This window comes from Geodermatophilus dictyosporus, assembly GCF_900115505.1.
Taxonomy (GTDB): Bacteria; Actinomycetota; Actinomycetes; order Mycobacteriales; family Geodermatophilaceae; genus Geodermatophilus; species Geodermatophilus dictyosporus.
The window spans coordinates 448,856-461,314 of sequence record NZ_FOWQ01000003.1; the positions used below are offsets into that span (position 1 = coordinate 448,856).

The window sequence follows — 12,459 nt, forward strand, 5'->3', positions numbered from 1 at the left end:
AGCCGGGGCGCGGCAGACTGACCCGGTGGCCGTCCTGATCGACTCCCCGGTGTGGCCCTGGCGGGGGCGGCTGTGGTCGCACCTGGTCAGCGACGTCTCCTACGACGAGCTGCACGCCTTCGTCGCCGCCGAGCTCGGCATCCCGCGCCGGGCGTTCCAGGGCGACCACTACGACGTCCCCGAGGAGCTCCACGCCGTCGCCGTCGCCGCCGGCGCGCAGCCGGTGGGCGCCCGCGAGCTGCTCGCCCGGCTGGTGGGCGCCGGGCTGCGGGTCAGGAAGCGCGCGAGCGCAGCAGAGCGAGCTCCGCGGTGAGGTTCGCCCGCGCCCGCGGCTCCCAGTCGCCGGCCACGGCCGGCAGCCGGTAGAGCGCCGGCAGCGCCAGCAGCGACTCCAGGACGGCGATCCGCCCGGCGGTGAAGACCTCGTCGGACAGGTGCCCGTACTCCTCGCGGACCGCCGAGGCATACGCGGCGTAGGCCTCGGGCGGGCCGGCGAGCACCGCGAGGTCGGCGTCGCAGAGCACCGCGCCGTTCGCGTCGCCGGGGGCCGCGTCGTGCCCGGCGGTGAGCAGCACCAGCCGGACCACCTCGTCCACCCGGTCCGCGGGTACCAGCCCGCGCAGGCCGGCGCGCGCCCGCTCGGCGCTGACCTGCTCGTTGTCGCTGCGACGCGGGTCGTAGACGGCGTCGTGGTACCAGGCGGCCAGCGCGACCGTGGCCGGGTCGGCGGCGTCGATCCCCAGCTCGCCGACCAGCCCGAGCACGGCCGCCAGGTGGTGCAGGTCGTGGTAGCGCCGGTGCGGCTCGCTCCACGCGGCGACGAGCGCCGCCCACTCGGTGCGCGCGGTGGGGGAGTCGCCGGTGAGCGCGGCGAACCGCGCGTAGCCGATCCCGCTCACGCGACCCCGCAGCGGCGGAGGGTGAGCAGCGCCAGCGCGCGGGCCACCGCGGTCACCTCGGCGACCGGCACCCGCTCGGCCGGTCCGTGCGCCAGGTGCAGGTCGCCGGGGCCCAGGTGCAGTGCCGGGATGCCGGCGGCGGCGTAGAGCCGCAGGTCGGTGCCGGCCGTCACGGCGCGCTCGGGGGGCGGCGGGCCGCCGGCGTCGACGACGGCGTCGCGGACCTGGCCGAGCAGCTCCGCGCCGGGCGGGAGCTCGCCGCTGGCGAAGGCGCCGCCGGTCCAGGTCACCCGCACCGGGTGCGCGGCCAGCCACGGGTGCCCGGCGCACAGGGCGGCGACCCGGGCCTCGAACGCGGCGCGGGCGGCCTCGACCGGCTCGCCCAGCCGCACGCCGTAGCGGCCCTCGGCGACCAGCCGGTCGGGCACGGTGGAGGCCCAGTCGCCGGCGCGCACGGTGCCGATGCTGATGCCGAAGGGGTACCGCTCGCCGGCGAAGCGCGGGTCGGCGTCGCGCTGCCGCTCGGCCTCGAAGGCGCGCAGGTCGGCGTGCACGTCGGCGAACAGCTCGACGGCGCTGACCCCGCGGTCGCGCATCGCGGCGTGCGCGGCGTGCCCGGTCACCTCCAGCCGGAAGGTCAGCGCGCCGGCCGCGGCCGTGACGACGGCGCCGTCGGTGGGCTCGGGGATCACGCACGCGTCGCCGCGGTGGCCCCGGGCCAGGGTGGCCCACGCGCCCAGGCCGCCGTCCTCCTCGCCGACGACGCTGTGCAGCGCCACCGGCCGGCGCAGCCGCACGCCCGCCGCGCGCACCGCCGCGAGGGCGGCCAGGGCGGCGACGAGGCCGCCCTTCATGTCGCAGGTGCCGCGGCCGTGCACCGCGCCGCCGGCGATCCGCGGGGTGAACGGGTCACCGGCCCACAGTGCCCGGTCGCCGGTCGGGACGACGTCGGAGTGGCCGCACAGCACCAGCGCCGGGTCGCCGTCCCCGGCGCCCGGCAGCGTGCCGACGACGCCCCACGCCTCCTCGCGCGCGACCTCCTGGCCGGGTGCGTCGGGAGCGGTGGCGGCGGCCCCGAGGTCGATGGCCCACCGGTCCACGTCGCAGCCGAGCGCGTCGAGCTCGCCTGCGACCAGGGCCTGCACCTCGCTCTCGGCCGCGGTGCCGCCGACCGAGGGCACCGCCACCAGCCGGCAGAGCAGGCCGACCGCGGCGGCCTCGTCGACGGCGTCGAGGACGGCGGCCTCGGTGCGGGTGCGGTCGGCCACGGCTGGGGAGTCTGGCACCTGCCGATCGGCGTGTGTCAGCGCCGGGGGGAGGGGTACCGTCGGTGGTGTCCGGGCCGGGCGATCTGTGTCCCCGGGTGCCAATTGGATACCGCCTTCACGGACCACCGCCCCGACCTCGGTCGGGGGCCTGGAGCCGCGTCGTGCAACTCGCCGCGAGGCGACCAGAGCCCGGTCCGGACCTCAGCTCCCCAGCACCCACCCGCACGGGTCGGCCAGCGCCGCCGCCTCCGCGGGACCCCACGACCCGGGCGCGTACGGGCGCAGCTCCGGCGGGTCGTCGAGCACCGGCCGCACCGCCCGCCAGGCGTGCGCCAGGCCGGCGCTGGTGGTGAACAGCGACCGGTCGCCCACGAGCACGTCGTGGATGAGGGAGGCGTACGCCGGCAGCGGGTCCCCGCCGGGGACGGCGCCCAGGTCCAGCGTCGTCCCGGCGACCGCGAGCTCCAGGTCGGGACCGGGCCGCTTGGCCACCAGTCCGAGGTCGAGCGCGCCGGCGCCCGACAGCGACAGGGAGACGGTGTTGCCGCCGCCGGGCAGCGCGCCCACGGGGCCGTCGGGCCGCCGCACCACCAGCGTCACCCGCTGCTGGCTCTCGGCCATCTGCTTGCCGGTGCGCAGCAGGAACGGCACGCCCCGCCAGCGGTCGGTGTCGACGTGCAGCCGGGCGGCGACGAAGGTGTCGGTGCGGCTGTCGTCGGCGACGTCGTCGAGGTCGCGGTAGCCCTCGAACTGGCCCAGGACGACGTCCTCGCGGGCCAGCGGGCGGAACGCCGCCAGGACCGCCTCGCGGGCCTCCTGCAGGTCGGCCGGCGTCAGCGAGGCCGGCGGTTCCATCGCCACCTCCGCCGCCACCTGGAACAGGTGGGTGACCAGCATGTCGAGCACCGCGCCGGTGGCGTCGTAGAACTCGGCCCGGTCGGCGACGTCGAGGGTCTCGGGGACGTCGACCTGCACCTGCGCCACGTGCTCGCGGCTCCACACCGAGGAGAACAGCCCGTTGGCGAAGCGCAGCACGTGCAGGTCCTGGGTGCCCTCCTTGCCGAGGAAGTGGTCGATGCGGAACACCTGCTCCTCGTCGAACACCGAGTGCACCAGCTCGTCGAGCTCGCGGAACCCGTCGGGCGAGGTGCCGTAGGGCTTCTCGAAGACGACGCGGCTGCTCTCCGCCAGGCCGTGGGCGTCGAGCGCCCGGGTGGTGCCGGCGAACGCCTCCGGCGGGACGGCGAGGTAGTGCACGAGCTGGGCGCCCTCGCCGAGCTCCTCGCGGGCCCGCGCCACGGCGTCGGCCAGCTGCCCGGGGTCGTCGGGCGTGAAGCCGCCCCCGGCGAAGCGCAGCCGGCCGGGGAGGCCCGCGGACGGCTCGCCGTCGCCGTGCTCGGCCAGCGCGTCGGCGACCAGCTGCCGGAAGTCGTCGTCGGAGCGCTCGCCGCGGCCGCTGCCGACGAGCCGCCAGTCGGGGGGCAGCAGGCCGCGGCGGTCGAGCCGGTCGAAGGCGGGCAGCACCATCCGGGCGGCGAGGTCGCCGGTGGCGCCGAAGAGGACGAAGACGGTCGGGGGCAGGTCGGGCACGGGGGGCTCCTCTCGTCGTCCCCAGCCTCGCCCCCTCCCTGGTCTCCCGCTCGACGCGCCGGACGTGGCCGTGGTCACTACCGTGCGGCCCATGGCACGCACAGCGGCGACCGACCGGGCAGGTGAGCAGCACCGACTCCCGGTGCGGACCCTCGTCTCGGCGAGCATCGGCAACGCGGTCGAGTGGTTCGACTGGACGGTCTACGCGACCTTCCTCGTCTACTTCGCGGGACAGTTCTTCCCGTCGGACAACGAGGCGCTCGCGCTGATCGGGACGACGTCGACCTACGCGCTGGCGTTCTTCTTCCGGCCGCTGGGCGGCATCGTCATCGGCCGCTTCGCCGACCTGCGCGGCCGCAAGGCCGGCATGCTGCTGACCATCCTGCTCATGGCCGGCGGCTCGCTGGTGATCGCCGTCCTGCCCACCTACGAGCAGGTCGGGTGGTTCGCGCCGGTCCTGCTGCTGCTCGCCCGCATCGCCCAGGGGCTCAGCCTCGGCGGTGAGGTGTCCGGCGCCTCGGCGTACCTGGCCGAGATCGCCCCGCCGGAGCGCCGCGGCCGGTACTCGGCGTTCTTCTACATCTCCACCGGGTCGGCGCTGCTGCTGGCCTCGCTGCTCGGCGTGCTGCTCACCGCGGTGCTCGACCAGCAGCAGCTGGAGGCCTACGGCTGGCGGATCGCCTTCGGCATCGGCGGCCTGCTCGGCCTCGTCGGCCTGTGGCTGCGGCGGTCGCTGACCGAGAGCGAGAGCTTCGAGGAGAGCGCCGAGAAGGCGCGGGCCACCACACACCCGCTGCTGCGCACCATCAAGGAGCACCCGAAGTCGGTGCTGCAGCTGTGCGGGATCACCCTGCTCAACACGCTCTCGTACTACACGTTCTTCAGCGCCTTGACGCCGTTCGCGATCAACTTCCGCGACGCCGACGGCAACGACGTGTTCATCGCGCTGTCGGTCGGTACCGCGCTGTTCATCGCGCTGTGTTACCCCTACGGCGCGCTGTCGGACCGGGTCGGCCGCAAACCCGTGCTGCTGGCCTGGGCGGCGGCGACGGCGGTGCTCGTCGTCCCGCTGTCGTTCCTGGTCCGCGACGACCTGTTCTCGTTGATCATCGTGTTCTGCGTGGGGCTGGGGCTGTACGCGGCGATGGCCTCGCTGGCGCCGGCGATCATGAGCGAGCTGTTCCCGACGGAGCTGCGGGCCACCGGCATCGGCGCCTGGTACAACCTCACCGTCGCGACCTTCGGCGGCACCGCGCCGCTGGTCATCACCGCGCTGTCCAACCGCGACATGCCGATGGTCTTCTTCTGGTACGTCGCGGGTGGCGCGGTGGTCGCCTTCCTCGCCATCCTCACGCTGCGCGAGACCAAGGGCACCGAGCTGCGCTGAGGCGGCGTCTGAGGTCCCCTCAGACGGCGGCGGCCGGGCAGGACTGCCCGGCCGCCCGATGCCCGTGCCCGGGCCTCAGGCCGAGCGTGGTCGTCGTCCACTCCCGGACGACGACGCGAGGAGACGGCCGTGTATACGCACTACCCCAACCCCGGACTCGAGGCGGAGCTGGCCTACCGGCGCGAGGTGCTGCAGCAGCTCGGGCGCGGCACCCGCACCCGGCGCACGTGGCGGTCACGGCGCTCGCGCTGACGGAGGACCCGCGTGCCCCCCGTCGCTCGCGGCGGGACCCTGCACGGGGGCCGATCGCGCCCACCGGTCGCCGTGCCGGCGTCGACCACCGTGTCGGCGCCCCGTGCCACGATCGGCGGCGTGCCGCGGTGGGACGAGCGACCCCTGGTGGGCCGGGACGGTGAGCTCGCCACCCTGGTGGCCGCCGTCGACCGGGCCGCGGCCGGCCGCGGGGCGGCGGTGCTCGTGGCCGGTGACGCCGGCGTCGGCAAGTCGCGGCTGCTCGACGAGCTCGCCGTCCGCGCCGCCGGCCGCGGGTTGCGGGTGCTCACCGGCCACTGCGTCGACCTCGGGGACGTCGGCCTGCCCTACCTGCCCTTCGTCGACCTGCTGCGCCCGGTGGCCGCCGAGCTCGGCGACGGCGCGGCGGGCCTGTTCACCGCCCGGGCGCGGGCCGCGGGGGAGCCCGAGGTCCCCGACCTGGGCAGCCCCGTGGCGGCGCTGCGCCCGCCCGTCGACGACGGCCGGCTGCAGCTGTTCGAGGCCGTCGCCGCCGCCCTGACCGGCCTGGCCGCCGAGCGGCCGCTGCTGGTGGTGCTGGAGGACCTGCACTGGGCCGACCGGTCCAGCCGCGACCTGCTGCGCTACCTGCTCGCCCGGCTGGCCGACGAGCCGGTCGCCGTCGTGGCCTCCTACCGCTCCGACGACCTGCACCGGCGGCACCCGCTGCGCCCGCTGCTGGCCGAGCTGGTGCGGCTGCCCGGCGTCGAACGGCTCGACCTGGGCCCGTTGCCCGACGCCGCGGTGGAGGAGCTGGTCCGGGGCCTGGCCGGCGCCGTGCCCGACCGGACGGTGGAGGACGTCGTGGCCCGCGCCGAGGGCAACGCGTTCTACGCCGAGGAGCTGCTCGCCGCGGGGCTGGCCGGGGAGACGCTGCCACTCGCCCTCACCGACGTGCTGCTGGCCCGGGTCGAGCAGCTCGGGCCGGCCGCGCAGCAGGTGCTGCGGGTGGCGGCGGTGGCCGGGCGGCGGGTGCGCCACGAGCTGGTCGCGGCCGTCGGCGGGCTCTCCCCGGCCGACCTGGAGCGGGCACTGGCCGAGGCGGTGCACTCGCACCTGCTCGTCGTCTCGCCCGACGGCGCCTACCGGTTCCGCCACGCGCTGCTGCGGGAGGCGGTGCTGGCCGACCTGCTCCCCGGGGAGCGGGTGCGGCTGCACGCCGCCGTCGCCGCGCACCTGGCCGCCGTCCCGGGTGCCGGCACGGCCGCCGAGCGGGCCCACCACCTGCAGGAGAGCAACGACCTCGCCGGCGCGCTGACCGCCTCGCTGGAGGCCGCCGACGAGGCCGGCCGGGTGGGCGCGCCCGCCGAGCAGCTGCAGCACCTGGAGCGCGCCCTGGCGCTGTGGCCGGCGGTGCCCGACGCCGCCGGGCGGGCCGGCCGGTCGCAGCCGGTGCTGCTGCTCGACACCGCGGCCGCCGCCCGCCGCGGCGGTGAGCTGCACCGGGCGGTGGCGCTGCTGCGGGCGGCGCAGGACGTGCTCGGCCCCGACGGGGAGCGGGAGCTGCGTGCCCGGGTGCACTACACGCTCGCCCAGGCGCTGGCCCGCGTCGAGGACCAGGACTCCGCGCTGCGGGAGACCACCGCGGCGATGGCCCTGGTGCCGGCGCAGCCGCCGTCGCCGGTGCGCACCTGGGCGGCGGCCACGCACGCCCGCGCCTGCTTCGAGGTGGGCCGGCGGGAGGAGGCCGCGGCCGCCGCCGAGGAGGCGCTGGCCGCCGCCGACGCGCTCGGCCTGGACAGCGCGTGGGCCGACGTCGCGGTCTCGCTGGCCCGCTCCCGCGGGGGCGAGGGCCTGGCGGCGCGGCTGGAGGAGGCGCTGGCCCGCGCCCGCCGGGCGGGCGACCCCGACGTGGAGATGCGGGTGCTGTTCAACCTGGCGATCGTCGCCTACGAGGACGGCGCGGCCGAGGAGACGCTGCGCTGGAGCGACGCCGGCCTGGCGCGGGCCCGGGAGCTCGGCGTCGAGTGGTCGTTCTACGCCGCGGAGCTGCGCCACCTCGGCGTCCTCTCGCGGTACGTGCTCGGCGACTGGGACGGCAGCCTCGCCCTGGCCGACCAGCTGGCCCGGGTGCCGGAGATGGCCGCGCACGTGCGGGCCGCGGGCCTGCTGGTGCAGGTCGGCCGCGGCGACCCGGCCGCGGCGGCCCGCACCGCGTGGGCGCGCGGGCTGGTGCGGCGGCTGGGTGCGCACGCGCTGCTGCTGGTGTCCGCGGCCGGGGCGGAGCTCGAGCTGGCCGCGTGGGCCCCCGACCCGGCGGCCGCGCTCACCACCGCCCGGACCGCCGCCGCGCGGCTCGAGGAGCTGTGGGGCGCCGAGCGGATCGTCGTCGTCCGGCTGGCCGTGACCGCCCTGGCGCCGGTGGCCGACGCCGCCGCCTCGGCGCGGCTGACCGGCGACGCGGCCGCCGAGCGCGAGTGGGTCGCCGGCGGCGGGGAGCTGGTGGCGCTGGCCCGGGCCGCGGTCGCCGACCACGAGCGGGTGGTGGGGGAGTACGGCGTCGAGGCGGCGGCCTGGCTCGCCCGGCTGGCGGCGGAGACCGCGCGGCTGGCCGGCCGGGCCATGCCGGAGCTGTGGTCGGCGGCGGTCGCCGCGTTCGGCTACGGGCACGTCTACGAGCAGGCGCGCAGCCGGTGGCGGCTGGCCGAGGCGCTGGTGGCCGCCGGTGACCGGGAGGCTGCGGTCGGGCCGCTGCGGTCGGCGGCCGAGACGGCCCGCGCCCTGGGCGCGGCGCCGCTGCTGGCCGCGGTCACCGCGCTGGCCCGCCGGGCTCGGCTGGAGCTGCCCGGCGCCGGGCGGGTGGTCCCCGCGGAGGCGGTGTTCACCCCGCGCGAGACCGAGGTCCTCGCGCTGCTCGCGCGCGGCCGCACCAACCGGCAGATCGGCAGCGAGCTCTACATCAGCGAGAAGACCGCCAGCGTGCACGTGAGCAACATCCTGGCCAAGCTCGGCGCCGGCAGCCGCACCGAGGCCGTCGCCGTCGCCGCGACCAGGGGTCTGCTGCCCACCGGCTGAGCCCCGGTCAGTAGGTCTCGTCGGTCGTCCGCCGCACCGGCACGCCAGGAGCGTGCGGGTCGTACGCCTCGGTCCGGGTGACGCGGCGGCGCGGGCCCCACACGGCCACCTCGAGCACGATGCCCAGGGCGCCGGCGGCCATCAGGATCCAGCCGACCACCTGGAGGTCGATGCCACTGACGTCCAGGCGCAGCGCGAAGGTCAGGACGGCGCCCAGCGCGAGCAGGACGATGGCGGTTCCGAGACGCATGCCGGTCCCCTCCTCGCGGCGGGACCGCACCCCGGGCCGGTCCCGGGGTCGTCTCGCCGCGGCGCCCCGGTGCCCCGGCGCACCGGCGGCGAACCCGCTGGGACCCCGGGACGACCCGAACGGGTGTCGCGGCTCCGACTGCGTGCAGGTCCGCGGACGTGCACGCAGTCAGAGCATGGTGCGGAGGCGCTCGCGGCGGGCGCGCAGGACGTCGACCGACGCCGACGCCGACGGCGGGCCGGGCACGTGCTGGCGCAGCTGCGTGTGCACCACGGCGTGCGGCGTGGAGGTCTTCGCCGACACCCGGCTCACCAGGCGGTTGATCTCCCGGCGCAGCTCGGCGGCGTCGCGCCAGGAGCGGCCGGCGTCGTCCTCGTCGGGGTGGTCCTCGACGACGGGCAGCTCGCCGGTGTCCTCGTCGTGCACCCGCTGGGCGATCCGCAGCCGCAGCTCGTCGTCCCGCCGGGCCAGCAGCGACGCCGTCTGCTCGGCGGTGAGCAGGCCGGGGATGCCGAGGAAGTCCTCGTCCTCGGCCGCGACCGCGACCGCGCCGTCGGAGCCGGTGTGCGCCGTCCCGCCGTGCAGCACGTGCGCGAAGCGGGCGTCGGCCTCCAGCGCCTCCCACTGCTTGAGGCCCACCGGCTCGCGCTCCTCCGGCGGCAGCGGGTCGAGGTCGAGCGCCTCGGGGTCGGCCGCCTTGGGCGGCGGCATGACGTGGTTGCGCTCCTTCTCCAGCGACGCGGCCAGCCCGAGGAGCGGCCGGACGGCGGGCAGGAACACGGTGGCGGTCTCGTGCGTCGCCCGGGAGCGGACGACGCGGCCGACGGCCTGGGCGAAGAACAGCGGCGTCCGGTAGGAGGTCATCCACGCGAGGACGGCGGCCCGCGGGACGTCGACGCCCTCGGAGATCATCCGCACGCAGACGGCGATCCGCGCCGACCCGGTGGCGAAGCGCTCGATCTTCTTCGACGCCTTGGGGTCGTCGGAGAGGATCAGCTCGGGCGCCTTGCCGGTCACCCGGCGCACGATCTTGGCGTAGGCGCGGGCGTCGTCCTGGTCGCTGGCGAGGACCAGCCCCGCGGCGTCGGGCATGCCGCCGTGCTCGCGCAGGTGGGTGATCCGGTCGTCCATCGCGGCGATGACGTGCGGCACCCACTGGCCCTTGGGGTCGAGCGCGGTGCGCCAGGCGGCCATCTCCACCGACCGGGTGCCGGCCTCCGACAGCGAGGCGGCGACCACCTCGCCGGCGGAGTTCCGCCAGCGCGAGGTGCCGGTGTAGGCGGCGAACACGACCGGGCGGACGACGCTGTCGGCCAGCGCCTCCTTGTAGCCGTAGGTGTAGTCGGCGCGGCTGACCAGCCCGGCGCCGGCCTCCCCGGCGTCACCCTCGAAGCCGTCCTCCTCGTAGCGCACGAAGGGGATCCGCTCGTCGGGCTTGGTGCGGAACGGCGTCCCGGTCAGGCACAGCCGGCGCGCGGCGAAGCCGTAGGCCTCCTCGATGGCCTCGCCCCACGACAGGCCGTCGCCGGCGTGGTGGACCTCGTCGAGGATGACCAGCGTCTTGACGGCGGTGGCGCGGGCGGCGTGCAGCATCGGCTTGCCGGCCACCTGCGCGTACGTGGTCACGTAGCCCTGGGTGCCGGCGCGCACCGGACCCACGGCGTTGGTCAGCCCGGGGTCGAGCACGATGCCCACCCGGTCGGCGGCGTCGGCCCACTGCAGCCGCAGGTGGTCGGTGGGGCAGACCACGACCACGCGGGCGACCTCGCGCCGCTGCAGCAGCCGGGCGGCCAGCGTGAGGGCGAAGGTCGTCTTGCCCGCGCCCGGGGTGGCGGTGACCAGGAAGTCCTTGGGCGCCTGCTCCTCGTACCTGTCGAGCGCGGCCTGCTGCCACACCCGGAGCGGTCGGCTGGTCGTCTGCGGGGCGACCGCCCCGGCCCGTGCTGCGCTCGCCATCTCGGGGTCCATCCTGCCCGCGGCGGCCGGGACACGCCCAACCGGCCACCTCCCGCGCGCCTCGCGGCCGGCGTCGTATACGGAGGCACCTGCGCCCGCCTGACCTGCGGAGACATCGCGGACGTGACTCGCCTCACAGGACGTCCGGACCGGTCCGTCCCGCCTCCTGGACCCCACCCGTCCCCTCGCGGCTGGACCTGCGGCCGGTCAGCCCCCGCCCCTGAGCAGGCGCAGGTGCGGGCCGGTCGGCTCGTCCTCGCGGAGGTCGGGGACCTCGGGCAGCCGCGCCGCCCGGCGGACCCGGTTCTCCGGGACGTCGAGCACGCGGGCCAGGTGCGCGGCCATGCGCGGGCTGATGAACGCCCGGCCGGGGCTGCGGGTCAGCCGGTCGAGGACCTCGGGGGCGACCGCGCCCCGGGCGCGCAGCGCGGCCTCGTGCACGGTCAGCCCCAGCTCCCACAGCCGGCGCCGGACGAGGTCCTGCAGGTCCTTCGAGTCCACCTCCCGACGATAGGCCGGACAGCGGTCCCGGGGCAGCCCAGGCGGCCCCGGGACCGGTCAGGCCTCGTCACCCGACGGTGGCCGGCCGCCGGCGGGCGAGGAGCGCCGCCGCCACCGCGGCCACCAGCACGACGGCCAGCACGGCGGGGAGCACGGGCTGCCCGCCGGAGAGCAGCTCGTCGACCACGTCACCCTCGCCGCTGCTGGCGTTCCAGGTCGCGTGCAGGACCGCGACGGCCAGCACGCTCCCGGCCGTCAGCCGCAGGAACAGGCCCACCACCAGCCGGACCAGCACGGCGGCCAGCAGGAGGTAGGCGACCGCGCCGAGCAGCCCGGACGCCGTCACGTCGGTCGCGAGCAGCATCGGCAGGTGGATGCCCCCGAACGCGAGCGCGGTGAGCGCGGCAGCGACCACCAGCCCGTGCCGGTGCTCGAGGCGGGTCTGCACGAACCCCGCCCACACCGTCTCCTCCCACAGGTTGATGACGACGACCGCGACGACGAGGTCGACGACGGCGCCGCCCAGCAGCGAGGGCAGGTCCGCGGCCGTGACCGACCGGCCGAGGGCCGCCCCCACGGCGAGGGTGGTCACCGGTAGGGCGAGCAGGACCGCGACCCACTGACCCACGCCGAAGCGCCACCGGAACACGCGGGCGAGCAGCGCGCGCACCCCGGCCCGCCCGTCGGCGGCCGCGGTCACCCAGAGCACCGTCGGGAGCATCACCAGCAGGGTCAGCGCGAGGACGAAGGGCTCCATGGGCAGCGGGCCGCCCGGGACGATGCCGTGGAAGGCGAGGGCCGGCACCGCGAGCAGCGCCCAGCCCAGCGGCAGGGTGACGGCGAGGAGCGCGGTCAGCGGGCGCCGCGCGGCCCGGGCGCGCAGCCCGCGCGTCCCGGCTGCGGCGCGGGGCGGTGGCGGAGCCGGGGTGTGCTCGATGGCGGACATGTCAGGACCTGCCTTCGTCGCGGGCGGGGAGGGGCCGGTCCGGCAGCGGCCGGACCGGGTGGACGCCGGCCGGCCCGAGGGCGGCGGTGTCGCGGGCCAGGACCACCGCGGTCCCGTCCGCGGCCTCCACCAGGCACAGGCAGCGCCGGTCGGCCGGGACGTGCCAGCCACCGCACCACCGGATCGGCGTCCCGGTGGCCGCCAGGCGGCGGACGGCGAGGCGGAGGGCGGCGGACATGCCCTCCTCGTCCCCGCCGTCGGGCGAGCTGCCGCGGAGCTCCACCAGGAACAGCCCCCGCTCCCGTGCGGGGGCCGGGTGGCCCGGCGGGCGACCTGCGTCCACGCGGCCACCGTGT

At 77.2% G+C, this 12,459-nt stretch carries 12 protein-coding genes; 4 read left to right on the forward strand and 8 right to left on the reverse strand.

The window, feature by feature from the left end; genetic code table 11:
* Nucleotides 1-25 precede the first annotated feature (25 nt).
* Nucleotides 26-313 carry a DUF4031 domain-containing protein gene (locus BMZ33_RS09410; protein ID WP_091109279.1) on the forward strand — a complete coding sequence of 96 codons (288 nt, stop codon included), beginning with the start codon at nt 26-28 and terminating at the stop codon, nt 311-313.
* Here the strand turns inward: BMZ33_RS09410 and BMZ33_RS09415 are convergent.
* The 3 genes from BMZ33_RS09415 to BMZ33_RS09425 form a co-directional block, all read right to left on the reverse strand.
* Complete coding sequence (locus BMZ33_RS09415; protein WP_091109280.1) at nt 273-899, reverse strand: HD domain-containing protein; 627 nt, start codon at nt 897-899, stop codon at nt 273-275. The two genes, BMZ33_RS09410 and BMZ33_RS09415, sit on opposite strands and share 41 nt — an antisense overlap.
* Nucleotides 896-2,167, reverse strand: a complete 1,272-nt coding sequence (locus tag BMZ33_RS09420) for an ArgE/DapE family deacylase (protein ID WP_091109281.1) — start codon at nt 2,165-2,167, stop codon at nt 896-898. The genes BMZ33_RS09415 and BMZ33_RS09420 overlap by 4 nt, the downstream gene beginning before the upstream one ends.
* A 201-nt stretch (nt 2,168-2,368) precedes the next feature.
* Nucleotides 2,369-3,757, reverse strand: a complete 1,389-nt coding sequence (locus tag BMZ33_RS09425) for a glucose-6-phosphate dehydrogenase (protein ID WP_169064104.1) — start codon at nt 3,755-3,757, stop codon at nt 2,369-2,371.
* A gap of 91 nt (nt 3,758-3,848) precedes the next feature.
* Here BMZ33_RS09425 and BMZ33_RS09430 point away from each other — a divergent pair, with 91 nt between their 5' ends.
* The 3 genes from BMZ33_RS09430 to BMZ33_RS24430 all read left to right on the forward strand — a co-directional run bounded on the left by BMZ33_RS09430 (nt 3,849) and on the right by BMZ33_RS24430 (nt 8,450).
* Nucleotides 3,849-5,144, forward strand: a complete 1,296-nt coding sequence (locus BMZ33_RS09430) for an MFS transporter (protein ID WP_091109283.1) — start codon at nt 3,849-3,851, stop codon at nt 5,142-5,144.
* A gap of 129 nt (nt 5,145-5,273) precedes the next feature.
* Nucleotides 5,274-5,396, forward strand: coding sequence for a hypothetical protein (locus BMZ33_RS24425; RefSeq protein WP_280139198.1), 123 nt, complete (start codon nt 5,274-5,276; stop codon nt 5,394-5,396).
* Between the two features lie 120 nt (nt 5,397-5,516).
* Entirely contained in the window at nt 5,517-8,450 is a 2,934-nt protein-coding gene (locus BMZ33_RS24430) for an ATP-binding protein (protein ID WP_091109829.1), read from the forward strand.
* Nucleotides 8,451-8,457: 7 nt separating this feature from the next.
* Here BMZ33_RS24430 and BMZ33_RS09440 read toward each other — a convergent pair whose 3' ends face one another.
* The 5 genes from BMZ33_RS09440 to BMZ33_RS09460 all read right to left on the reverse strand — a co-directional run bounded on the left by BMZ33_RS09440 (nt 8,458) and on the right by BMZ33_RS09460 (nt 12,446).
* Nucleotides 8,458-8,700, reverse strand: coding sequence for a DUF6458 family protein (locus tag BMZ33_RS09440; protein WP_136697253.1), 243 nt, complete (start codon nt 8,698-8,700; stop codon nt 8,458-8,460).
* A gap of 168 nt (nt 8,701-8,868) precedes the next feature.
* Nucleotides 8,869-10,656, reverse strand: a complete 1,788-nt coding sequence (locus tag BMZ33_RS09445) for a DEAD/DEAH box helicase (protein WP_091109832.1) — start codon at nt 10,654-10,656, stop codon at nt 8,869-8,871.
* A 207-nt stretch (nt 10,657-10,863) separates the two neighbouring features.
* The gene (locus BMZ33_RS09450) at nt 10,864-11,157 is read right to left on the reverse strand and encodes a hypothetical protein (RefSeq protein WP_091109285.1); all 294 of its coding nucleotides are present in this window, start codon (nt 11,155-11,157) and stop codon (nt 10,864-10,866) included.
* Nucleotides 11,158-11,224: 67 nt separating this feature from the next.
* Nucleotides 11,225-12,103, reverse strand: coding sequence for a CPBP family glutamic-type intramembrane protease (locus BMZ33_RS09455; RefSeq protein WP_091109286.1), 879 nt, complete (start codon nt 12,101-12,103; stop codon nt 11,225-11,227).
* A 1-nt stretch (nt 12,104) separates the two neighbouring features.
* The gene (locus BMZ33_RS09460) at nt 12,105-12,446 is read right to left on the reverse strand and encodes a hypothetical protein (RefSeq protein WP_136697254.1); all 342 of its coding nucleotides are present in this window, start codon (nt 12,444-12,446) and stop codon (nt 12,105-12,107) included.
* Between the last annotated feature and the right edge of the window lie 13 nt (nt 12,447-12,459).

What these genes read in the sequence shown, in the direction of transcription:
- BMZ33_RS09440 (WP_136697253.1), bottom strand. Translation starts at nt 8,700, where the DNA reads ATGCGTCTCGGAACCGCCATCGTCCTGCTCGCGCTGGGCGCCGTCCTG.
- BMZ33_RS09445 (WP_091109832.1), bottom strand. Translation starts at nt 10,656, where the DNA reads ATGGCGAGCGCAGCACGGGCCGGGGCGGTCGCCCCGCAGACGACCAGC.
- BMZ33_RS09455 (WP_091109286.1), bottom strand. Translation starts at nt 12,103, where the DNA reads ATGTCCGCCATCGAGCACACCCCGGCTCCGCCACCGCCCCGCGCCGCA.
- BMZ33_RS09430 (WP_091109283.1), top strand. Translation starts at nt 3,849, where the DNA reads ATGGCACGCACAGCGGCGACCGACCGGGCAGGTGAGCAGCACCGACTC.